Source organism: Streptomyces sp. sk2.1 (genome assembly GCF_008120935.1).
Lineage (GTDB): Bacteria > Actinomycetota > Actinomycetes > Streptomycetales > Streptomycetaceae > Streptomyces.
In genome coordinates this window covers 344,594-367,779 of sequence record NZ_RDBO01000055.1, presented here as the reverse complement: position 1 = coordinate 367,779, position 23,186 = coordinate 344,594, and the positions used below count along the sequence as shown (strand labels likewise).

The 23,186-nt window shown below is 73.0% G+C and carries 15 protein-coding genes, 1 tRNA gene, 1 pseudogene and 1 riboswitch; of the genes and pseudogenes, 10 read left to right on the top strand and 7 right to left on the bottom strand.

Features of this window, described 5'->3' with window-relative positions; genetic code table 11:
* Positions 1-702 precede the first annotated feature (702 nt).
* Positions 703-1,260 carry a MarR family winged helix-turn-helix transcriptional regulator gene (locus EAO76_RS18930; RefSeq protein ID WP_148837095.1) on the bottom strand — a complete coding sequence of 186 codons (558 nt, stop codon included), beginning with the start codon at positions 1,258-1,260 and terminating at the stop codon, positions 703-705.
* A 154-nt stretch (positions 1,261-1,414) separates the two neighbouring features.
* Here EAO76_RS18930 and EAO76_RS18925 point away from each other — a divergent pair, with 154 nt between their 5' ends.
* Positions 1,415-2,722, top strand: a complete 1,308-nt coding sequence (locus tag EAO76_RS18925; protein ID WP_148837408.1) for an MFS transporter — start codon at positions 1,415-1,417, stop codon at positions 2,720-2,722.
* 130 nt (positions 2,723-2,852) lie between these two features.
* Here EAO76_RS18925 and EAO76_RS18920 read toward each other — a convergent pair whose 3' ends face one another.
* Entirely contained in the window at positions 2,853-4,649 is a 1,797-nt protein-coding gene (locus EAO76_RS18920) for a SpoIIE family protein phosphatase (RefSeq protein WP_148837094.1), read from the bottom strand.
* A gap of 186 nt (positions 4,650-4,835) precedes the next feature.
* The gene (locus EAO76_RS18915; protein ID WP_148837093.1) at positions 4,836-6,314 is read right to left on the bottom strand and encodes an NAD(P)/FAD-dependent oxidoreductase; all 1,479 of its coding nucleotides are present in this window, start codon (positions 6,312-6,314) and stop codon (positions 4,836-4,838) included.
* A gap of 340 nt (positions 6,315-6,654) precedes the next feature.
* Between EAO76_RS18915 and EAO76_RS18910 the strand changes: the two genes are divergently transcribed.
* The 6 genes and pseudogenes from EAO76_RS18910 (at position 6,655) to EAO76_RS18885 (ending at position 15,875) form a co-directional block, all read left to right on the top strand.
* Positions 6,655-7,536 (top strand): TetR/AcrR family transcriptional regulator, encoded by an 882-nt coding sequence (locus EAO76_RS18910; protein WP_148837092.1) that lies wholly within the window; start codon positions 6,655-6,657, stop codon positions 7,534-7,536.
* 871 nt (positions 7,537-8,407) lie between these two features.
* Positions 8,408-9,863, top strand: a pseudogene (locus tag EAO76_RS18905) (sigma-70 family RNA polymerase sigma factor); the annotation flags it as partial.
* 187 nt (positions 9,864-10,050) lie between these two features.
* On the top strand, positions 10,051-11,856 hold the full coding sequence (locus EAO76_RS46345; protein WP_148837091.1) for a sporulation protein: 1,806 nt from the start codon (positions 10,051-10,053) through the stop codon (positions 11,854-11,856).
* Positions 11,857-12,010: 154 nt separating this feature from the next.
* On the top strand, positions 12,011-13,267 hold the full coding sequence (gene lhgO, locus EAO76_RS18895; RefSeq protein WP_148837090.1) for an L-2-hydroxyglutarate oxidase: 1,257 nt from the start codon (positions 12,011-12,013) through the stop codon (positions 13,265-13,267).
* 4 nt (positions 13,268-13,271) lie between these two features.
* Entirely contained in the window at positions 13,272-14,183 is a 912-nt protein-coding gene (gene trmB / locus EAO76_RS18890) for a tRNA (guanosine(46)-N7)-methyltransferase TrmB (RefSeq protein ID WP_148837407.1), read from the top strand.
* Positions 14,184-14,363: 180 nt separating this feature from the next.
* Positions 14,364-15,875, top strand: coding sequence for a PrsW family intramembrane metalloprotease (locus EAO76_RS18885; RefSeq protein WP_148837406.1), 1,512 nt, complete (start codon positions 14,364-14,366; stop codon positions 15,873-15,875).
* 94 nt (positions 15,876-15,969) lie between these two features.
* Here EAO76_RS18885 and EAO76_RS18880 read toward each other — a convergent pair whose 3' ends face one another.
* The 4 genes from EAO76_RS18880 to EAO76_RS18865 all read right to left on the bottom strand — a co-directional run bounded on the left by EAO76_RS18880 (position 15,970) and on the right by EAO76_RS18865 (position 20,219).
* Entirely contained in the window at positions 15,970-16,914 is a 945-nt protein-coding gene (locus tag EAO76_RS18880; RefSeq protein WP_148837089.1) for an aldo/keto reductase, read from the bottom strand.
* 232 nt (positions 16,915-17,146) lie between these two features.
* Entirely contained in the window at positions 17,147-18,364 is a 1,218-nt protein-coding gene (locus EAO76_RS18875) for a M23 family metallopeptidase (protein ID WP_148837088.1), read from the bottom strand.
* 11 nt (positions 18,365-18,375) lie between these two features.
* Positions 18,376-18,528: riboswitch (cyclic di-AMP (ydaO/yuaA leader) on the bottom strand.
* A 272-nt stretch (positions 18,529-18,800) separates the two neighbouring features.
* Entirely contained in the window at positions 18,801-19,961 is a 1,161-nt protein-coding gene (locus EAO76_RS18870; protein ID WP_148837405.1) for a PP2C family protein-serine/threonine phosphatase, read from the bottom strand.
* A gap of 184 nt (positions 19,962-20,145) precedes the next feature.
* Positions 20,146-20,219, bottom strand: a tRNA-Met gene (locus tag EAO76_RS18865).
* Between the two features lie 226 nt (positions 20,220-20,445).
* Here EAO76_RS18865 and EAO76_RS18860 point away from each other — a divergent pair.
* From EAO76_RS18860 to EAO76_RS18850, 3 genes are all read left to right on the top strand, one after another.
* Positions 20,446-20,856, top strand: a complete 411-nt coding sequence (locus tag EAO76_RS18860; RefSeq protein WP_148837087.1) for an SHOCT domain-containing protein — start codon at positions 20,446-20,448, stop codon at positions 20,854-20,856.
* A 228-nt stretch (positions 20,857-21,084) separates the two neighbouring features.
* On the top strand, positions 21,085-22,473 hold the full coding sequence (locus tag EAO76_RS18855; RefSeq protein WP_148837086.1) for an FAD-binding oxidoreductase: 1,389 nt from the start codon (positions 21,085-21,087) through the stop codon (positions 22,471-22,473).
* 271 nt (positions 22,474-22,744) lie between these two features.
* Positions 22,745-23,186 (top strand): heme-binding protein (locus EAO76_RS18850; RefSeq protein WP_148837404.1); only part of this gene is annotated, 442 nt, incomplete at its 3' end.

The following is a 23,186-nucleotide window of genomic DNA, read 5'->3' as shown; positions in this document are numbered from 1 at the left end:
TCGGGACAACACGACACGAGAGCGGGACAACCAGTCGGAATAGGACCGGCCGTCCACAGCGTCCTCGCTGTGCAATTGCCTGCCGGAACCCGAAGGATCCCGCAGGACTTTCAAAGGAACCACCAACCTGCCGTAGCAGGCCGGGGTATCAACATATCTGGCGTTGACTTTTGGCACGCTGTTGAGTTCTCAAGGAACGGACGCTTCCTTTGTACTCACCCTCTCGGGCTTTCCTCCGGGCTTTTCCCTCCGGTCTTGCGTTTCCGACTCTATCAGATCCTTRCGGACCCGATTCCCGGTCAGCGGGATTCGCCTTCCAGGTCCTCCGCTTCCGCGTTTTCCCTTTCCGGCGGTTCCGACTCTATCAGATCCTTTCGGGCCTGATTCCCAGTCAGCGGGATTCGTCTTCCCGGCCGTTGGGCCGTTCCGACGTCCAAAACTCTAGCGGATTTTCCCGGCGACTCATAATCGAGTCCTCGAAATGAATTTCGGCATGCCGAAATTGCCCCGAGCGGGAGATCGTGCTGAGTTTTGGTTGCCGCGTTCGCGGCGGGATCGGCTGTCGCAGAACCGTTCCGGCCCCGTGACAACTCGAAGTACCTTACGGACCGATGAAGAGTGTGTCAACCCGCCAGGTCAAGCCCTTTTCTCAGGTGCCGGGCACCGGTTCGGGCCGGGCCGGGGGCGGGCCCCGGCCCGTGGTCAGTCCAGGTCGGTGAGGCGGCCGCCGGCGTCCGGCTGGGCGTGCTCCACCCGGCGCAGGAGGCGGGTGAGCATGTCGCCGAGGACTCCGCGCTCGTCGCCCGTGAGGTCCTGGAGCAGGTCCTCCTCGAAGTCGGTGGCCATGCGCATCGCCTCCAGCCACTTCGTGCGCCCCTCGTCGGTCAGCTCGACGATCACGCGCACCCGGTTGTTCTCGTCCCGGTCGCGGGTGACCAGACCCTCGCCCGCCATGCGGTCGATGCGGTGGGTCATCGCCGCGGGGGTGAGCCCGAGGCGCTTGGCGAGCTCCCCCGGTCCCAGGCGATAAGGGGAACCGGAGAGGACCAGGGTCTTGAGGACCTCCCACTCGGCGTTGCTGATGCCGAGGGCGGCGAGCTGGCGCCCGTACGCCACGTTCATCCGGCGGTTCAGCCGGCCCAGGGCCGAGACGACCTGCTCGACCTGGGGGTCCAGGTCGCGGAACTCGCGCTGGTAGGCGGCGATCTGCTCGTCGAGGCTCGGCTCCTGCGGGCCGGGCTGCTCGGTGGTGTCAGACATGGCGGGCAGTATGGCACGCCCTCCAACACCTTCGAAGTCCTTCGGTTTGAATTGTTGAGGCTCTAACTTTAGTGCTAAAGTCTTCGGGTTCGAGTCGTTCGGATGGCTCGACGGACCGTTTCGAGACCTGAGGTAGGTGAGTGTGACCAGGGAGATGGGGGCAGCACTGCGGCGGATCCAGCTGGGGAGCGCGCTGAGCGCGTTCGGGCTGGGCTTCACCGTCCCGTATCTGTACGTCTACGTGGCGCAGGTGAGGGATCTGGGAGCCGGCACGGCGGGAGTCGTGCTGGCGGTCTTCGCCATGGCAGCGCTCGCCGTATTGCCGTTCACCGGGCGTGTCATCGACCGGCGCGGGCCGCTGCCCGTGCTCGTCGTCGCCTCGGCCGTCGCCTCCCTGGGCGCCGTCGCACTCGGCCTGTCGTCGAACGTGACCGCCTCCGTGCTGTCCGCCGCCGTTCTCGGCGCGGGCACCGCGGTCATGCAGCCGGCCCTCGCCACCATGCTCGTGTGGTGCTCCAGCACCGCCACCCGTACCCGCGCCTTCGCCATGCAGTTCTTCCTGCAGAACCTCGGGCTGGGCGTCGGCGGGCTCGTCGGCGGGCAGATCGTCGACACGAACCGGCCGGAGACCTTCACCCTGCTGTTCCTCATCGAGGCCGTGATGTTCGTCGTGCTCGGCGTCGTCGCCGCCACGATCCGGCTGTCGCGGGCGCCGTCCTTCCCGGACGCCCGGCCCACCGACGGGTCCAAGGCCCCGGGCGGGCTGCGGGCGCTGCTCTCGCACCGGGCCATGGTCCAGCTGTGCGTGCTGGGCTTCGTGCTGTTCTTCGCCTGCTACGGCCAGTTCGAGTCCGGGCTCGCGGCGTACGGCACCGAGGCCGCCGGCATCCAGCCCTCGACGCTCGGCATCGCCCTGGCCGCCAACACCGCCGTCATCGTCGTGGCGCAGTTCGTCGTGCTGCGGCTCGTGGAGCGCCGCAGGCGCAGCCGGGTCATCGCCGCGGTCGGCCTGATCTGGGCGTTCGCCTGGATCGTGGCGGGGTACGCGGGTCTCGGGCACGGCAGCCAGACGATGGCGACGGCCGCGATGATCTCCACGTACGCGCTGTTCGGGCTCGGTGAGGCGATGCTGTCGCCGACCGTGGCGCCGCTGGTCGCCGATCTGGCGCCGGAGTCGATGGTCGGGCAGTACAACTCCGCGTTCGCCCTGTGCAAGCAGCTCGCGCTGGCGGTCGGCCCGGCCGTGGGCGGTCCGATGGGGGCGACGCTGCACGGTCCGTACATCGTGACGTTCGTGCTGTTCTCGCTGGGCATCACGGTGCTGGCGCTGCGGCTCGGCCGACGGCTCACCCCCGTGCAGGACCAGCCGTCGATCGCGACGACGCCGTCCCGGGTGGTGGCCGTGTCGCTGCCGGACGCCGAACCGGTGCCCGCTGCCTCCACCGGCGCCGCCGCCCGCTGAGACGGCGGGAGCGGGAACGGGGCGGGTACGGGAAAAGAACGACATCGAGGGCGAACAGGGGTCCTGCTTCCGGCAGGGCCCCTGTTCGCCCTCCGATGTGCCGCCGCCGGAGCCACGGCGGCGGCGGTGGTCACTGCGGCAGGGCGAATTCGCACCAGACCGACTTGCCGCCGCCCGGTGTGCGGCGGCTGCCCCAGGACGTGGCGATCGTCGCGACGATGGAGATGCCGCGGCCCGCCTCGTCCGCCGGGTCGGCGCGGCGTCGGCGCGGCAGGTGGTCGTCCCCGTCGGTGACCTCGATGATCAGACGGCGGTCGGTGCGGCGCAGGCCCAGGCGCATCGGCGGGGTGCCGTGCTTGAGGGAGTTCGCGACGAGCTCGCCGGCGGCCAGGACACCCAGGTCGCAGAGCTCGACCGGGAAGCGCCAGGACGTCAGGACCCCGGTTGCGAAGGCGCGGGCGCGCGGGGCGGCCTCGATGCCGCCGAGGAGGTCGAGCGAGGCGTTGTGGAACAGCTCCGCGTCCGCCCCCTCGCGGGCGGGGTGCTGGACCACCAGTACGGCCACGTCGTCGTCGTGCTCCGCGGTCACGCCGAGGGAGCGGATCAGCCGGTCGCAGACCACCTGCGGGGAACCCTTGGCGCCGGACAGGGCGCGCCCCAGCGCGGCGACGCCCTCGTCGATGTCCTCGCTGCGCCGCTCCACCAGGCCGTCCGTGTAGAGGACCGCGGTGGAACCGGGCGGCAGCGCGATCGTGCCCGAGGTGTGGATCCAGCCGCCGGTGCCGAGCGGCGGTCCCGTCGGGTCCTCGGCGCGGTGGACCGTGCCGTCCTCGTCGCAGACCAGGATCGGGAGGTGGCCGGCGGAGGCGTAGACGAGGTGGCCCTCGTTCGGGTCGTGGACCGCGTAGGCGCAGGTGGCGATCTGGCTGGCGTCGATCTCGGCGGCCAGGCCGTCGAGCAGCTGGAGCACCTCGTGCGGCGGGAGGTCGAGCCGGGCGTAGGCGCGCACGGCCGTGCGGAGCTGGCCCATGACGGCGGCGGCGCGCACCCCGCGGCCCATCACGTCCCCGATGACCAGGGCGGTGCGGCCGGCGCCGAGGGTGATGACGTCGTACCAGTCGCCGCCGACCGCGGCGTCCGTGCCGCCGGGCTGGTAGGTCGCGGCGATGCGGAGGTCGTCGGGCTGTTCCAGTTCCTGCGGGAGCAGGGAGCGCTGGAGGGTGACGGCCGTCTCGCGGTGCCGGCGCTCGCTCGCGCGGAGCCGTTCGGCCGCTTCGGCGTGGTCGGTGACGTCGGCGGCGTACACGAGCACTCCGCCTTCGCCGCCCCTGTTCCTGCCGCCCTTGTCGTTCCTGCCGCTCCTGCCATTCCTGGAGGGCCTGTTCTGCTTGCCGTCGGTGCCGTCGGCGCCGTGCTCCCCGTCCCCGTGCACCGGGGTGCAGGTCACGGTGTACGAGTTGCCGTTGCGGACCTTGCGGGACTTGACCGTGCGGGGGGTGCCGCTGCGCAGGACCTGGTCCATCAGCGGCAGCAGGCTGAGCTCGTCGAGCTCGGGCATGGCCTCGGCCGCGGTGGCGCCGACCGGGCGGGGGCCGAAGGCGGCGGTGTAGGCGTCGTTGACGTACGCGATGCGGTGGTCGGGGCCGTGGAGCAGGGCCACCGGGGCGGGCAGCCGGCCGAGGAGGTCCCGGGCGGAGAGGTCCTCCAGGGCGGGGCCGCCCGCGGGAGGCTCACCGCGCGGGTCGCCGTGCGAATCGGGGCCCGGTCCGTCGTGCGTGTCGCTGCGCGGGTCGCCGTCCGGCGGGCGCGGCCCGGTCTCGGGCTGTGCGTACTCGGCACGGGCCGAGGGCACGGAACTGCGCTCGTCCCGTGCGGCGGCACGGCGCTGCGTTCCGGGTAGGCGGGCGCTCCAGCGCGTGAAGTTCACGGAATTTCTGGCCTCGTGTGTCGGTCTGGTCCGCTCGCGCGGGCTGCTCACTGTCGGTCACTGCCGGCCGGGTCACTCTGTGCAGATGTGGGCCCACCTATGGTCACACGTCCAGTGTGACGGACCGTACTGACAGTTGTCGGCACGGTCCGTCCCGGGCGGGTGGCCGATCGGTTCGACGGGCCGTCAGCCGCCGTTCCTCCGCAGGTCGTCGGGGCCCCGGGGGTCGTCGGGGCCCGGCGGGCCGCCGCGTCCCGGCGGGCCGTCCCCGTTCGGCGGTCCGTTCGGCCCGGGGCGTCTGCCGCCGGCGGCGAGCTCGAACTCCGCGCGCGGGTGTTCCAGCGAGCCGAGGGAGACGATCTCGCGCTTGAAGAGCCCGGCGAGCGTCCACTCGGCGAGGACGCGGGCCTTCCGGTTGAACGTCGGGACGCGGCTGAGGTGGTACGTGCGGTGCATCAGCCAGGCCGGGTAGCCCTTGAGCTTGCGGCCGTAGACGTGGGCGACGCCCTTGTGGAGGCCGAGCGAGGCGACGGAGCCCACGTAGGCGTGCCGGTATTCCTTGAGGGGTTCGCCGGCCAGCGACGCGAGGACGTTCTCGGCGAGGACCTTGGCCTGGCGCACCGCGTGCTGGGCGTTGGGGGCGGTCTCCCGGCCCGGTTCCGCGGCGGTCAGGTCGGGGACGGCCGCGGCGTCCCCGGCGGCCCAGGCGTGCTCGACGCCCTCGACGGCGAGTTCCGCCGTGCACCTGAGCCTGCCGCGCCCGTCGAGGGGCAGGTCGGTGGCGGCGAGGACCGGTGCGGGTCTGACGCCCGCCGTCCACACGAGGGTGCGGGTCGGGAAGCGGGAGCCGTCGCTCAGCACGGCGATCCGGTCCTCGCAGGTCACCAGCCGGGTGTCGAGGCGTACGTCGATGTTGCGGCCGCGCAGCTCGCGGATCGCGTAGACGCCCATCTCGTCGCCGACCTCGGGGAGGATGCGGCCGGACGCCTCGACGAGGATCCACTTCAGGTCCTCGGCCTTGATGTTGTGGTAGTACCGCGAGGCGTAGCGGGCCATGTCCTCCAGCTCGGCGAGGGCCTCGACGCCGGCGTAGCCGCCGCCGACGACGACGAAGGTGAGGGCGGCGTCGCGGACGGCCGGGTCGCGGGTGGACGAGGCGATGTCCATCTGCTCGATGACGTGGTTGCGCAGCCCGATGGCCTCCTCGATGGTCTTGAAGCCGATGCCGTGGTCGGCCAGGCCGGGGACCGGGAGGGTGCGCGAGACGGAGCCGGGGGCCAGGACGAGTTCGTCGTACGGGATCTCCACGGCGCCGGTGCCGTCCTCCGCGGTGGCGAGGGTGGTGACGGTCGCGGTGCGCGCGGCGTGGTCGACGCGCTGCGCCTCGCCGATCACGATGCGGCAGTCCGCCAGGACGCGGCGGAGCGGTACGACGACGTGGCGCGGCGAGATCGAGCCCGCCGCCGCCTCGGGCAGGAACGGCTGGTACGTCATGTAGGGCTCGGGGGTGACGACCACGATCTCGGCCGCACCGCTTCTGATCCGCTGCTTCAGCTTCCGCTGGAGACGCAGCGCCGTGTACATCCCGACGTAGCCGCCGCCGATGACGAGGATGCGCGCACCCGGCGGGGTTCCTGGGGGTGTTCCCCCGGATTCTGAAGCCATCACCACCCCATGACGCAACGTGCTCATGGGTTTGTCCACAGCCTCGACAAATTGTGTGACCGGAGGTTCTCCCCGGGCGGCTGTGGCCCGGCACCGGTGATGTACGGAAGCTGCGCAGGTCAGGGGTTGCGGTGGGGGTGTCGGACCGGGGGTGAATCAGTGACCAACCGGTCCTTGCTCCGATCGGGGGGCGCTCCATGCGGAACTACCCCCTTCTGAATTGACCCGGGCTCAACTATGTTCGTATGTCGCCGGGGTGTCGGGTCGAGACCATGATCCACTCTCCGGCTCAGACGGCGGGAAGTCTCCGGGGGGAGACGTCATAACCGGGGGAACAGTTATGAAGATTCAGGATTCTCATTGGCAGAATGCTGCGGTTACGCCCCATTCGTCCGAAGGGAACGGACGAAACGGCGCGGTGGGAGCGGTCGCGGTGGCGACAGCCGCCCCGGCCGGTACGACCACCACGGTCGGGGTGAACGGAACGGCTGCGGCGCACGGCCGCTCGGCTCCGCTCCGGGTGGACGCGCAGCGCAATCTGGAGCATGTCCTGCGAGCCGCCCGCGAGGTGTTCGGCGAGCTGGGGTACGGGGCTCCGATGGAGGACGTGGCACGTCGCGCCAGGGTCGGGGTCGGCACGGTGTACCGCCGCTTCCCGAGCAAGGACGTGCTGGTCCGGCGGATAGCGGAGGAGGAGACCTCCCGGCTGACGGATCAGGCGCGCAGTGCGCTCGGCCAGGAGGACGAGCCGTGGTCGGCGCTGTCGCGCTTCCTGCGGACGTCCGTGGCCTCGGGCGCGGGGCGGCTGCTGCCGCCCCAGGTCCTGCGGGTCGGGGTCGATGTCGATTCCGACGACGCGGCGCAGGCCGGGGAGTCGACGGCCGTACCGGGTCCGGTCGACGGACTGGACGAGGCCCGGGTTCCTCAGCAGCGTCAGGCCGACGGCCAGTCCGAGGCCCGTCCCGCCGAGGGGCGTTCCGTCCCGGAGGCCGGATTCGAGGACGACGACTCGGGGGCCGGGGAACTGCTGGAGGTCGTCGGCCGACTGGTGGACCGGGCCCGGGCCGCCGGTGAGCTGCGCCGTGACGTGACGGTCGCGGACGTCCTGCTGGTCATAGCGACGGCAGCGCCTTCGCTGCCGGACGCGGCCCAGCAGGCAGCGGCTTCGAGCCGGCTGCTGGACATCCTGCTGGAGGGGCTGCGTTCCCGGCCGGCCGCCTGAGCGGAGCACGACCGCTCGGACGGAGCGGTGCGCGTGGATGACCGGAGCACTGGGACACCGGGCCGTACCGGGACACCGGGTTGTCGGGGTGTCGGCGTACCGAGGCTCTGGAGTCCGGAGTACTGACGGGTGGCGTGCCCGGCGACGCGTCGCCGGGCACGCCACCCGGGGGCCGTCCGTGCGGCCGGGGTCCGCCCCCGGCCGCACGGGGCCCGAAGAGATCCAAAGGGCCGCGGAGAGGCCCGAGGGGCCGGGAGGTTCGAGGAGCCCGAGGGGCCCAAGGGGTTCGAGAGGCCCGAAAAGCCTGATGTGCGCGGCCGCGTTCGGGGTGACGCGTGAGGGCACTGTGCAGGCGGTGGGCGAACCTTGTGAGCATGACGGACGCCATGGGCGCACGGCGTTCAGGCGAAAGGTTGATGTGGCCCGATTTGATGGGGTCTCGGTCAACGGTCCGCTGTCACCCTCTCCATCGACCAGCCCCTCTTTCGGGTGCATCGCGCCCATTTCCCGGGGATCGCGCCTTTCGTTCTGCATTGAATGCGGCCGCCCGCCGCCGAAATGTGTCGCCCATGTCTCAACGGGACTGCGGCACAACCCCGTTCCGGCTCGTTCCGGCTCGTGGGAGCCAGGCCGAAGCACCTCGGGAACCCTCGTGCCGATGGGGCCCGCAGGGAACTGTCGCGTGCCGTTCGCGGCCCGCTCGCACGGGAAAGCGACCGCCGAGTATTCCCCGAACGGATGGCCGTCGGTACCCGCATTCGAAAAAACGCCCCGGATGAGTGGTTGCGGGGACTGAGGGTTCGGCGTGATTGCGCCATGTGGCACGCTTGCCCGATGTTCGGGTCCGACAGCGCATACGGGGGCTACCGCGATGAGCGGTGACGGGCAGCAGGAAGAGTCGTTCGACGACGTCTCCGCCATAGGCGGTGTCGCGGAAGCCGGTGGACGGCCCTCCCGGCAGGTACCGAGCCAGGGCGGACCGGGACGGTCGGGCGGTGACGCCGAGGGCGGCACCGTGCTGCCGGGTCCGTGGCCGGCGCCGGTCGAGTCCGGCGGTGACGCGGCGGCCGAGGCGTCCGTGCCGATGCAGCGGGAGGGCGGCAGCGCCGACACCTCCGGCGGGGCCCCGTCCGACGCCGATCTGATCCGGCGGATGCGGGGCGGCGACGACCTCGCGTACGAGGAGCTGTTCCGGCGGCACTCGGACGCGGTGCGACGCTACGCGCGAAGCTGCTGCCGGGACGCCCACACGGCCGACGACCTGACGGCCGAGGTCTTCGCCCGCACACTGCAGGCGGTACGGCGGGGCAAGGGGCCCGAGGAAGCCGTGCGGGCCTACCTCATGACGGCCGTCAGGCATGTCGGGGCGGCCTGGACCAAGACCGCGAAGCGGGAGCACCTGGTCGACGACTTCGCGGTGTTCGCCGCGCAGGCCGCCCAGTCCTCCCAGATTTCGGACACGGACACGCTCGACCTCGGCGCCGACGTGCGGGCGATGCACGAGGCCGAGCAGTCGATGGCGATGCAGGCGTTCCGCAGTCTTCCGGAGCGCTGGCAGGCCGTACTGTGGCACACCACCGTCGAGGAGGAGTCGCCCAGCGAGATCGCACCGCTCTTCGGGCTGACCGCCAACGCCACGGCGGTGCTGGCCAGCCGGGCCCGCGAGGGCCTCAAGCAGGCCTACCTCCAGGCGCACGTGAGCCAGGCGCTCACCGCGGGCGGCGACTGTGCGCGCTATGCCGACCGGCTCGGCGCGTATGCCCGGGGCGGACTGCGCATGCGGGCCGAGCGCGGGCTGCGGGGGCATCTGGACGAGTGCGTGAAGTGCCGGCTCGCCGCAGGCGAGCTCGCCCATGTCAACGCCGGGATTCCCGCGCTGCTGCCGGTCGCGGTCATCGGTTGGTTCGCCGCCGGTTACACGCTCAAGGCCGCCGGGATCGTCGCCGGGGGCGCGGTGGGTGCCGCCGGTGCGGGTGCCGCCGCGGCGGCGACCGGGGGAGGTTCCACCGGGGGCGCGGCCGGTGGTGCCGCCGCCTCGGAGGGGCTCGGCGCGCCGGCGAAGGCCGGCATCGTGGCGGCGGTCGTCGTGGCCGCCGCGGCCGGGCTGGTCTGGGCCATGGCCGGCGACGACCAGCCGAAGCCCGAGGCCCGGCACCAGCCGAAGCCCGCGGTCGTGGCCCCCCTCTCCCACCCCTCCGCCCTCTCCCACCCCTCCGCCGGACCCGCCTCCGCTCCTTCCCGGGCCGTCGGCCGGGACGCCCGGAGCGGCGCCGCCGGTCCCTCCGGACCCGACGGACAACAATCCCGCCATACGGACGTCTGCCCCTTAACGGTAGGGATGCGGCGAACTACGCTGGGTTTACTGAAGGTTCTCTGCTGGAGGCATATTCCTCGGGGCTCGGCCAGATGCGTGTGCGACTGGAGTGCCGGGGGGCGTCGCTGGGGAGGACACGGTACGAATGCCGCGCGCCGCAACGGTGTCGCGGCGGCTGTCTGTGTGTCGAGGGGTGGCGCATGTCCAGGGAGCAACGAGGACCGAACGAGAAGCTCGGAACCGTTCTCGCCCTCGCGGGAATCAGCAACGCCGGGCTCGCCCGGCGGGTCAACGACCTCGGGGCGCAGCGCGGTCTGACACTTCGGTACGACAAGACCTCGGTGGCCCGGTGGGTCTCCAAGGGCATGGTGCCGCAGGGCGCCGCGCCCCATCTCATCGCGGCGGCGATCGGCGCCAAGCTCGGCCGGCCGGTCCCGCTGCACGAGATCGGGCTCGCGGACGCCGACCCGGCGCCCGAGGTCGGGCTGGCCTTCCCGCGCGACGTGGCCGAGGCGGTCCGTTCGGCCACCGAGCTGTACCGGCTGGATCTGGCCGGACGGCGGGCGGGCAGCGGCGGCATCTGGCAGTCGCTCGCGGGCTCGTTCTCGGTGAGCGCGTACGCGACGCCCGCGTCCCGCTGGCTGATATGTCCCGCCGACGCGACGGTGGAACGCGACGCGGCGGCGGCCACGACGGCCGCCCAGGGCGCACGGGGCGCACGCACGGGGGCAGGGGCGCAGGGTCCGCGGGGGAGGACGGCGAAGGACGCCGAACCGGCGCCGGGCACCGCCGCGACGACCGGCACCCGCCCTCCGGGCGCCCGGAACCCCGAGGCGCCGCCCTCCGGCACCCGGTCCCCCGGGACGTCGCCCGCGTCCGGTGTGCAGCCGAGACCCGGGACGCACGCGACGCTGAACGCACAGGCGGCCCAGGCGGCGCTCGGCACGCTCGGAGCGCTGGGGACCCGGCAGGCTCCGGCCATCCCCGCCCAGCCGCGCCCGGACACGGCGCCCGGCACCGCCGCCCCGCCCGTGCCCGGCACCGCCGCCCCGGCGTCCGCCGGGATCGTCACCGGCGACGTCTCCCCGCTGCGGGTGGGCCACAGCGACGTGTCCAAGCTGCGCGAGGCGGCCCAGGACGCGCGCCGCTGGGACTCCAAGTACGGCGGCGGCGACTGGCGCTCCTCGATGGTCCCCGAGTGCTTACGGGTCGACGCCGCGCCCCTGCTGCTCGGTTCGTACACCGACGAGGTGGGCCGCGCGCTCTTCGGCGCGGCGGCCGAACTGACCAGGCTCGCCGGGTGGATGGCCTTCGACACCGGCCAGCAGGAGGCCGCGCAGCGCTACTACATCCAGGCCCTGCGGCTCGCCCGGGCCGCGGCCGACGTGCCCCTCGGCGGCTACGTCCTCGCGTCGATGTCGTTGCAGGCGACCTACCGCGGCTTCGCCGACGAGGGGGTCGACCTCGCCCAGGCCGCCGTCGAGCGCAACCGGGGGCTCGCCACGGCCCGCACCATGAGTTTCTTCCGCCTGGTGGAGGCGCGCGCCCACGCCAAGGCGAACGACGCCGCCGCCGCGGGCTCCGCGCTGAAGGCGGCCGAGAGCTGGCTGGAGCGCTCCAGGGACGGCGACGGCGATCCGTCCTGGCTGGGCTTCTACTCGTACGACCGGTTCGCGGCCGACGCCGCGGAGTGCCACCTCGACCTGAAGGCGCCCCGGCAGGTGCGGCGCTTCACCGAGCAGGCGCTGTCCCGGCCCACCGAGGAGTTCGTTCGCTCGCACGGGCTGCGGCTCGTGGTGTCGGCGGTGGCCGAGCTGGAGTCGGGGAACCTGGACGCGGCCTGTGCGGCGGGCACCCGGGCGGTGGAGGTGGCGGGCCGGATCTCCTCGGCGCGGACCACGGAGTACGTACGGGACCTGCTGCACCGGCTCGAACCGTACGGGCACGAGCCGCGCGTCGCCGAGCTGCGCGAGCGGGCCCGGCCGCTCCTGGTGGCACCCGCGTAACCCGCGCGAACAGCACGTACGAGCACCCGCGCGGGAGGGGCGGGCCGTCCTGCCGGCCCGCCCCTTCGCACGCCCGGCCGACAGCCCGGCGGCCCCATCGGGTTTGAGCACGTTGTCAGTGGGTCAGTGCACTATCGGGGTGGGAGGTGGCGTGATGATGACGCACGCGGCGTACGACTGCGACGTGCTGGTGATCGGCGGCGGGATCGTCGGCCTGTCGACGGCGTACGCGATCACGCGCGCCGCTCCGGGCACCCGGGTGACGGTGCTGGAGAAGGAGTGGGGCCCCGCCCGTCACCAGACCGGGCGCAACAGCGGGGTGATCCACAGCGGCATCTACTACCGCCCCGGCTCGCTCAAGGCCCGCTACGCGGTGCGGGGCGCCGCCGAGATGGTCGACTTCTGCGCCGAGCACGGCATCGAGCACGCGGTGACCGGCAAGCTCATCGTCGCCACCGACCGGTCCGAGCTGCCCCGGCTGCACGCCCTGGTCCAGCGCGGCAGGCAGCACGGGCTGCCGGTGCGCGAGCTGGGCCCCGTCCAGATCGCCGAGCACGAACCCCATGTGAGCGGCCTCGCCGCGATCCGGGTCGGGACGACCGGGGTGTGCGACTTCGGCGCGGTCGCCGCCCGGTTCGCCGCCGAGGTGAGCGGGGCCGGCGGAGTCGTCCGGTACGGGGCGGAGGTCACCGCGATCGACCGGCGCCCCTGGGGCGCGGCGGTGCGCACGGCGGACGGCGTGGTGGTGCGCGCCCGGGTGCTGGTGAACTGCGCGGGGCTGCACTGCGACCGGGTGGCCCGGCTCGCGGGCGACGACCCGGGGGTGCGGATCGTGCCCTTCCGGGGGGAGTACTACGAGCTGGCGCGGCCGGAGCTGGTGCGCGGCCTGGTCTACCCGGTGCCCGATCCGGCGTTCCCGTTCCTCGGGGTCCACCTGACCCGGGGCCACGACGGCGGCGTCCACGTCGGACCGAACGCGGTCCCGGCGCTGGCCCGCGAGGGGTACGGCTGGCCCGTCGTGCGCCCGCGCGAGCTGGCGGACACCCTGGCCTGGCCCGGCACCTGGCAGATCGCCCGCAGACACTGGCGGTACGGGGCGGGCGAGGTGCGGCGTTCGCTGTCGAAGCACGCGTTCACCGAGGCCGTGCGGCGGCTGCTGCCCGAGGTGACGGAGGACGATCTGCGCCCCTCCCCGGCCGGGGTCCGGGCCCAGGCCGTGCTGCGCGACGGCACCCTGGTGGACGACTTCCTGATCCGCGAGGCCCCGCACACCGTCCATGTGCTGAACGCCCCGTCGCCCGCCGCGACCGCCTCGCTGCCCATCGGGCGGGAAGTGGCGCGCAGGGCGCTGCTGAGGGCACGGGAAACGGGATGGAGGCCGCCCGCCGTAGAATCAGGGCATTGTGTCTGAGCCCATGAACCCCTCCGAGAGCCCGGCCGGGAGCACCGCCGCGGACCTTCCGGCGAGCCCTTCCGCGAGCCGTGCCGCGAGTCCCGACGCCGGTTCCGCCGTGCCCGACGCCGGTTCCCCGGAGCCCGGCCCCGCCGCCGGGATTCCGGACGAACTGCGTGCCGCCGCCCTCGAGCGGCAGCGCAGGCTGCGCCAGGAACCGCGCTTCCCCGGCGGACCCGCCGTCGATCCGGCCGGTTCGCACCACGAACGCCGGATCCGCAGCTTCCAGCCCCGCCGCAGCCGGGTCACGCCCGGCCAGGAGGACGCCCTGCTGAGGCTCTGGCCCAAGTGGGGCCTGGACATCGACGGGCGGCGCGTCCTGGACCTGCCCGAGCTGTTCGACGGGCTCCCGGTGGTGCTGGAGATCGGCTTCGGGATGGGCGAGGCCACCGCGCAGATGGCCGCCGACGACCCGGGCACGGGCATTCTCGCCGTCGACGTGCACACCCCGGGCCAGGGCAACCTCCTCGGCCTCGCGGACCGCAACGGCCTGTCCAACATCCGGGTGGCCAACGGCGACGCGATCATCCTGCTGCGCGAGATGCTCGAACCGGAGTCGCTGGACGGGCTGCGGGTGTACTTCCCCGACCCGTGGCCCAAGAAGCGCCACCACAAGCGGCGGCTGATCCAGCCCGAGTTCCTGGACCTGGCGGCGCAGCGGCTGAAGCCGGGGGCCGTGATCCACTGCGCGACCGACTGGGAGCCGTACGCCGAGCAGATGCTGGACGTGCTGACCGCGCACCCCCGGTACGAGAACACCCGGGCGGACGGCGGCTACGCGCCCCGGCCCGCGTACCGGCCGCTGACCCGGTTCGAGGGGCAGGGGCTGGACAAGGGCCACGTCGTGCACGACCTGCTCTTCGCCCGCAGCTGAGCCCGGCCCGCCGGATCACCCTGCCGGGCCCGCCGGATCACGCTGCCCGGCCCGCCGCCGGGCCCTGTTCGCCGAGCCCGCGGGCCGGGTCCCGCCCGTCGCCGGGCCCGCGCCCGCGCCCGTGCCCGCGTCCTCGCCCCATGGCCAGGTGTCGGTGCTGCTCGTTAGGGTCGTCGGGTGGTGTTCGACGGGTCTGTCCAGCAGCGGCAGTCGCAGCCGGCCGTACCGCTCCTCGAGGAGAAGCGGGTCGGTGAGATCCTCGCTGCCGTTCCCGGGCGCGGGCACTGGCGCTACCGGCCGCGCCGCGTCGGCATGGTGTGGCGCAGCCGGGCGTTCCGCGTCACGGCCGTGTTCACGGTGCTCGCGCTCTGCGGGCTGGCGATCCTGGCCCTGGTCCGCGACCAGACGGGCACCGAGGGGTTCCTCGTCGGGCTGGGGCTCGCCGTGCTGCCCGTGCCGCTGCTGATGACGGCGTTCCGCTGGCTGGACCGGGTCGAGCCGGCCCCCTGGCGGAACCTGCTGTTCGCCTTCGCCTGGGGCGCGTTCGCCGCCGCCCTGGTCGCGATCCTCGCGAACTCGTTCGCGACCCGCTGGATAGCCACGGCCACCGCCGACCCGGCGGACGCCGACACCCTCGGTGCCACGGTCATAGCGCCGGTCGTCGAGGAGAGCGCCAAGGCCGCCGCGATACTGCTGGTCTTCCTGTTCCGGAGACGCGACTTCAACGGGATCGTCGACGGCGTCGTGACCGCCGGGTTCACCGCGAGCGGCTTCGCCTTCACCGAGAACATCCTCTACCTGGGCAACGCCTTCGGCGAGGACCAGCAGGCGGGCATCGCCGGCGCCGTGTCGGTGACGGCCGCGACGTTCTTCGTACGGGTGGTGATGTCACCGTTCGCGCACCCGCTCTTCACGGTGCTGACCGGTATCGGCTTCGGGATCGCCGCGGCGACCGCCCGGCGCCGGCGCGTCCGCCGGGTCGTGCTGCCGCTGCTGGGCCTCGTCCTCGCCATGGGCATGCACGCGCTGTGGAACGGGTCGGCGACCTTCGGCCCGTACGGCTTCTACGCCGTGTACGGGCTGTTCATGGTCCCGGTCTTCGGTCTGGTGACCTGGCTGGCGATCTGGTCGCGCCAACGCGAGCTGCGCACGCTCTGCGCCGAACTGCCCGCCTACGCGGCGGCCGGCTGGCTGACCCCGGCGGAGCCGCTCGCCCTCTCCTCGATGCGGGCCCGCGGCCTGGCCCGTGACGAGGCCCGCCGCCGGCACGCCATCGCGGCGCGGGGACCGGCCCCGTACGGGACGGGGTGGCCGGGCCACGGGCCGGTCGCCGCTCCCGCCCCGACGACCGGGGACCTGGCGCGGGCCACGGCCCACGGCAAGGCGGCCGCCCGTGCCGTCGCCGAGTACGAGTCCTTCGCCACGTCGCTGGCGTCGCTGCGGCTGCGGGCCCGGCGCGGGGCGGCCGAGCCGGACTTCGCGGCCCGGGAGCTGGAGTTGTTGCACCACCTCTGGCAGCGCAGGGAGGTGGCCGTGCCCGCCCTCACGTACGCGGCGCAGGCCACGGGCCGGCTGCGCCCCCACCACCCGGCGCCGCCCCCGTACGCCGGACCGTTCCCCGCACACGCCCGGTACGGCGGCCACCACCCCGGCCCCGGTCCGGGCCACAACCCCTACCTGCCCCCGCGGTAGCACCGCGGCGGACCGTTCGCCCCGTCGACGGCGCGGACGGACAGCCGTGAACGGGGCGATCGGGGGCCGTGCCCCGGACGGCCGGGGCCGTGCGTCAGGCGGACGCCCCGGTGAGTTCGGCCAGGTCCTGCTCGGTCAGCGCGAGGTCCGCGACGGCCACCAGCGCGGGCAGCTGCTCGACCGTACGGGCCGAGGCGATCGGCGCGGCGACGGTCGGCCGGGACGCGAGCCAGGCCAGCGCGACGGTCGCGATCTGCGCGTCGTGCTCCTGGGCGACCCTGTCCAGCGCGGCCAGGACCTTCTGCCCCCGCTCCGACTCCAGGTACTGGCCGGCGCTCTGCGCCCGCGCGCTGTCCACCACGGCGCCCGGACGGTACTTGCCGGTGAGGAAGCCGGAGGCCAGGGCGTAGTACGGCACGGCGGCGAGCCCGGCGCGGGCGGCCGTGTCCTGGAGCTCGCCCTCGTAGGTGTCGCGGGAGACCAGGTTGTAGTGCGGCTGGAGGGCGACGTAGCGCGCCAGCCCCTCGCGCTCCGAGAAGTCCAGGGACGCCCTCAGCCGCTCGGCGCTGATGTTGGAGGCGGCGATCTCCCGGACCTTGCCCTCCTTCACCAGCTGGTCCAGGGCGGTGATGATCTCCTCGACCGGCACGGTCTCGTCGTCGAAGTGCGTGTAGTAGAGGTCGATGTGGTCGGTGCCGAGCCGGCGCAGCGACTCCTCGGCGGCGGCCTTGATGGTGGCGGCGGCGAGCCCCTTGTGCTCGGGGTGGGCGCCGCCCTTCGTGGCGACGACGATGTCGGAGCGGTTGCCGCGCGCGGCGAGCCACCTGCCGATGACGGTCTCGGACTCACCGCCCTCGTTGCCCGGGACCCAGGCCGAGTACACGTCGGCGGTGTCGATGAAGTTGCCCCCGGCCGCGACGTAGGCGTCCAGCACGGCGAACGACTGCGCCTCGTCGGCGGTCCAGCCGAAGACGTTGCCACCGAGCGCGAGCGGGAAGACCTGGAGGCCGGAGGAGCCCAGATTGCGAAGAGAAGTCATAAGTGGATCAACGGGTTCCGACGGGGCCGCTATTCCGGCGGGCCCGTCCGAGCCTCGGGCCCGTTGTTCCGGCGGGACCGCCGTCCCGGGTGCCCGGCCCCCTTCGGGCACGGGCCGTGGCGGTCGTTCCGCGCGGTGATCCCGACGTACCGCTCACGACGAACCGGCAGCCCTGACGTCGGGGGGGAGCGTCAGGACTGCCGGGGTTCATGGGCCGGTGGACCGGCTCGCCTCAGATGTTGAGGCCCTTGCCGCGGAGCCAGGCCATCGGGTCGATGCCCGTGCCGTCGGGGGTGTGGACCTCCAGGTGGAGGTGCGGTCCGGTCACGTTGCCGGTCGCGCCGACCCGGCCGATGGTCTCGCCGGTGGTGACCTTCTGGCCGACGCCGACGCCGATCGAGGACTGGTGGCAGTACCAGATCTCCGTACCGTCCTCCAGCTCCAGCACCGTGCGGTAACCGTACGAACCGGCCAGACCGGCCGACTTGATCGTGCCGCTGTGCACGGCCTTGACCGGGGTGCCGGTCGGGGCGGCGAAGTCGAGGCCGGTGTGGTGGCCGGAGGACCACATCGAACCGGCCTGCCCGAAGGTCGAGGTGATCGTGTACGAGAAGGTCGGGACGGCGTAGCTGGCGGCGAGCTTGGCGAGCCGCGCGGCCTCCGCCTTCCTCTTGGCCTCCTCCTCCGCCTTCTTCTTCTCGGCGGCGGCCTTGGCCTCGGCCTCGTCCTGCTGCTTCTTCGCCTCGGCGGCGGCCTTCTCCGCGGCCGCCTTCTCCTCGGCGGCCTTGGCCTCGGCGGCGGCCGCGTCCTGCTGCTGCTCGGCCTGCTGGAGGATGCGGACGCGGAGCGCCTCGCCCGCGTCCGTCCTGCCCTGCTCGGCCTCGGCGAGGGTGATGCCGGCGGAGGTCAGCGGGGCGGAGGCGGTGGCGTCCTCGGGCTCGTCCTTGTCCGAGTCGTCGGAGAACAGGGCGCCCACGCCGGGAAGTGACGCGGCGTCGGGGAGGTTCTCCGTGATGGAGTCGGGGACGGAGATGGAGACCGGCGGCTTGCTCTGCGCGGTGGCCATGCCGCCCGCGCCGACCGCCGCGATGACGCCGACGCCCAGCACCGTGGAGCTGCGGGCGAGTCCGCTGCGCTGCTTGGCGACGCGGTGCCGGCCGCGCACGGGGCGGACGGACTCCTCGGTGGGGTTCCACTCCTCCGGGCTGCGCGCGGGCTCGGCGCCGTTGCCCTCGGTGCGGAAGTCGCCGCCGAAGCCGTCGTTGAGGTCACCGCTGAACTCGGTGGTGAAGTCGCCGCCATGGCCGGTGCCGTAGTCGCTGCCGTACGCCGTCGTCACCGTCCCGGTGGCCGCCGTGTCGGAACCGCGCTGCGCGGGGAAGTCGGCGCCGAAGCCGTAGTCGGGGGTGAACCGGGACGGGGCCTCGGGGGCAGGCTTGTTGGACGCCACGGGGGCGCACTCCTTTCCTTCCTTCTCGCCTACCGGGTTAGCTGACGGGTTCGGAGCAGGAAGGTCTCCTACGGGCCCCTCTGCCTCTCACGAGACACAGGCGTCCGATTCACCCCATATAGGTGGTTCCCCGGTTCCCTTGCGGAATTCGGCGCTCGCGCACGGTGCCGCCACTGGCGACGGCTGGGACGACCGCGCTGCGTTATCGAACGTTAATAGACACCGGGGCCGCATTCCAAGCTGTTCCCACTGATCGTTCACGTCTTTGGCCTGGACTTTACGGGACATAACCCAATGAAATCGTATGAGTTGACCGCACGTCGGCCAATACCCTGTTCCTGACGTTGCGTCAAATGTTATGCGGAGCGGCGCCCTTCGGTCACGCACGGTGGCACCGCGAGCGGAAGGAACGGAACCCGGTCCCCGCGCCCACCCGTCACGCCTCCTCCAGGCCGACGATCCGCACGGTCCTGCGCCGGTCCGGCTGCCCCTCCGCCGGGCACATGACCGCGAGCAGCGCCATGTCGTCGGTCGTCTCGCCGCCCGTGTGCAGGCGCACGTCGTCGGTCAGCGCGGACAGCAGTTCCTCGGGCCCCGGGAAGATCCGCCCGCGCAGCCGGTCCGCCGGGTCGTAGAAGACCCCTTCGGCGTTCCGCGCCTCGGAGAGGCCGTCCGTGTACAGGAGCAGGGTCGTCCCGGCCGGCAGGTCCCACTCGTCCGTCCGCTGCGGCCACGCGCCCAGGTCCATCCCGAGCGGCAGCGCGGGCTCGGTGGGCCTCAGCACCTCCAGCGCCCCGTCGGGATGCAGCAGGATCGGTTCGGGGTGGCCGCGGTTGACGACGCGCACCCGGGACAGCCCGGACGGGATCTCGGCCAGCACGGCGGTGATGAACCCCTCCAGCACGTCGAGCCCGCCCCGCCTCGCCTCCTCCCGCGCCAGCGCCCGCTCCAGCCGCCACGCCACGCCCTCCAGCGAGCGCTCCTGCTCGGCCGCCTCGCGGAACGCCCCGATGACCACCGCCACCGTCCCCACGGCTTCGAGGCCCTTGCCCCGCACGTCCCCGACCACCAGCCGCACCCCGTACGGGGTGTCCGTCACGGCGAACAGGTCGCCGCCGACGAACTCGTCCGCCTGCGCCGCCACGTACCGCGCCGCCACGTGCAGTCCGCCGATCCGTTCGGACGGCTTCGGCAGCACCGCGCGCATGGCGGTCTCCGCGATGACCCGCGCGGAGGCCAGCTGCTCGTTGCCGCGCCGCACCACCGTGTTGATCACGACCGCGAGGACCGAGACGGTGGCCAGGGTCAGCAGCTCGATCAGCGGCACCACTTCGGGCAGCGTGCTGCTGGACAGCCGCAGCGCGATGACGGCCAGCATCGAGGCGATACCGGTGCGGACGGTGCTGGACAGCGAGAAGAACGGGGCGGCGATCAGCGGCGCCGCCACGAACAGCGGGATGGCGGTGAAGGTCGGCGGCGTGAAGGCGTCGAACACCAGCCCGCCGATGATCATCAGGGCGGGCATCGCCCGTACGAACCGCCGGGTGCCGACGCCGCCCTCGGCGTGCCCGCCGCGCCGCTGCTCCCGCTTCCACACCACCCGTTGCTCTCCTGCCCGGTACGTCCGCGGCTGCGGACGGAACCGCGCCCCGCCCCCAGACTCCCCGGAACGCGACGACGCGGCGACCGCTCATCGGCCGATGGGGGGACGGGGATCGGAACGGGAGAACGAAACGAGTCAGGCCCGGCACGCTGCATGCGTGCCGGGCCTGACTCTTCAGTAGCGGGGACAGGATTTGAACCTGCGACCTCTGGGTTATGAGCCCAGCGAGCTACCGAGCTGCTCCACCCCGCGTCGGTGAACACAACTGTACGCCATTCCCGGCGCACTCATGACCACTCGGGTTCCCCGGGGCTTCACCCGGGCCGCATCCGACGCACGGACCGCACCGGCGATCCGGGCCCGGACCCCCGCCCGGACCCGTTCCGGGACGACGCGCGTGCACCCATATGCGGTGATATGACTGTTTTTATCGACCGGCCGGCCGACGCGGCGACATCGCACTGATCGGGAGCGAACCGTGGACGACTACTCGTTGCTCGACCTCTTCTGGACCATGCTCTGGTTCTTCCTCTGGGTCATGTGGCTGTTCCTGCTCTTCAAGGTCATCACGGACATCTTCCGCAGCCACGACCTCGGCGGCTGGGGCAAGGCGGGCTGGCTGGTCCTGACGCTGCTGCTGCCGTACATCGGGGTGCTGGTGTACGTGATCGTGCGCGGCAAGTCCATGAGCAGGCGGGACATCAAGGAGGCCCAGGACCGGGACGCGGCCTTCAAGGCGTACGTACGGGAGGCGGCGGGCACCTCGGGCGGGGACGGCCCGAAACACGGCAGCCACGTCGACGACCTGGCGAAACTCGCCGACCTCAGGGACCGGGGCGCCATCACGGACGAGGAGTACCAGCGCGCGAAGACGAAGCTCCTCGTCTGAGCCGGGCCGGGACGGCCCCGCACCGCCCGCCGCCCCGGGCGCGCATGTCTCCCTCCGCCCGGCCCGGCGGGCTGGCAGGGCCGCGGGGCCGGGCGGAGGCTTGAGACATCAGCCCACGGCGGCCGTCCCCGTCCGCGGCTCCCGGGCACCGGAGCCCCGGCCTCCCCGCCGGGCGCCGTACGGGGCGCGACCGCCATCCCGACTCGACGCACGAGGGGTGGCCAGGCCATGAACGGCACCACACCCGTCCCCCTGGACGCGATGCGGACCGCGTTGCGCGGCCCCGTCATCGGCCCGCAGGATCCGGAGTACCGCCCGGCCGGCACGATCTACAACGCCATGATCGACAGACATCCCGCGGCGGTGGTCCGGTGCGCCGACACCGCTGACGTCATGGCCGCGGTCGACTTCGTCCGCGACGAGGGCCTCGTGGCCGCCGTCCGCGGCGGCGGCCACAGCGGGGCGGGCCTCTGCCTGGTGGACGACGGCGTCACCATCGACCTCTCGCCCATGCGCTGGGCGCACATCGACCCCGGGGCGCGCACGGCCACGGTCGGCGGCGGCAGCACGCTCGGCGACCTCGACCACGCGGCCCACGCCTTCGGCCTGGCCACCCCGTCCGGCATCCTCTCGACCACCGGCGTCGGCGGCCTCACCCTGGGCGGCGGCCACGGCCACCTCACCCGCAGGTACGGCCTGACGATCGACAACCTGCTGGCCGCGGAGGTCGTCCTGGCCGACGGGACCCCGGTGACGGCGAGCGACACCTCCCACCCCGACCTGTTCTGGGCGCTGCGCGGCGGCGGCGGGAACTTCGGCATCGTCACCTCCTTCACCTTCCGGATGCACCCGGTGGACACCGTGGGCGTCGCCGTCACGCTCTGGCCGGCCGACCGGATCCACGAGGTGCTGCGCTGGTACCGCGACTTCCTGCCCCGGGCCACCGAGGACCTCAACGGCTTCTTCGCCTCGCTCACCGTGCCGCCGGGGCCGCCGTTCCCGGAGGAGATCCACGGCCGGCGGATGTGCGGCGTCGTGTGGTGCTGGACGGGCGACCCCGAGCTGCTGGAAACCACCCTCAAGCCCGTCGAGGACCCCGCGACGCCCGCCTTCCGCTTCACGGCGCCGATGCCCTACCCCGCCCTGCAGTCCATGTTCGACGGGCTGCTTCCCCCCGGCCTGCAGTGGTACTGGCGCGGCAACTTCTTCGACCGGATCACCGACGGGGCCGTCGACGTGCACGCCGAGTACGCCGAGCGCCTCCCCACCGACCTGTCGACCATGCACCTGTACCCGGTCGACGGCGCCGCCCACCGGCCCGGCCCCGACGACACGGCCTGGGCCTACCGGGACGCGGTCTGGTCCGGCATCATCGCGGGCATCGACCCCGATCCGGACAACGCCGGAAGGCTCCGGCAGTGGTGCGTGGACTACTGGGAGGCGCTGCACCCGCACTCCATGGGCGGCACGTACGTGAACTTCATCGGTGCGGGCGAGACCCCGGACCGGGTACGGGCCACCTACCGCGACCACTACGACCGCCTCGCGGCCGTCAAGCGGACCTATGATCCGCACAACTTCTTCCACGCCAACCAGAACATCGAACCGGCGGCCTGACCCGGGACCTCGCAAAAGGCCCCGGGCCTCCCCGGGACCCCGCACCTCGCGCCCGTCCGTGCCGCCGGTGCCCCGTCCGGCACGGACACGCGGTGACCTGCGGGAACGGCTCCGGCATCGTCCGATCGGCTGACCCGGGCGTCGTCCGTCGGGGGCCGGGACAGAAGCCCGTGGGGCGACCCGTACGGGGCGGGCCCGGCCGGAGGATGGATCTCGAAGCGGGAACGCAGAGATTCCCGAGCCCCCGGCCGAACCCGAGGAGTCGTTGACCATGAAGAAGCTGTCGCTGCGCACCCGCGTCCTGACCGGTACCGTCGCCGCCGCCGCCATCGCGGGCACGTTCGGAGTCGTCTCCGCCAACGCCGCGGCCCCGGCCGCCGCGCCCGCCGCCGCCGTCAAGGCCGACGCCGCCAACAAGAACCTCACGCGCTCCACCCACCTGACGGTCGAGGCCGCGACGAAGGCGGCGCGGGCGACGCTGGACGCCGCGGAGAAGGAGAACCAGCGCGTCTCGGTCGCCGTCGTCGACCGCAACGGCAACACCGTCGTCACCCTGCGCGGCGACGGCGCCGGCCCGCAGTCCTACGAGTCGGCCGTGAAGAAGGCCTACACCGCCGTCTCCTGGAACGCCCCCACCTCCGAACTGGTCAAGCGCCTGGAGAACGCCCCGACGCTGAAGGACATCCCGGGCACCCTCTTCCTCGGCGGCGGCG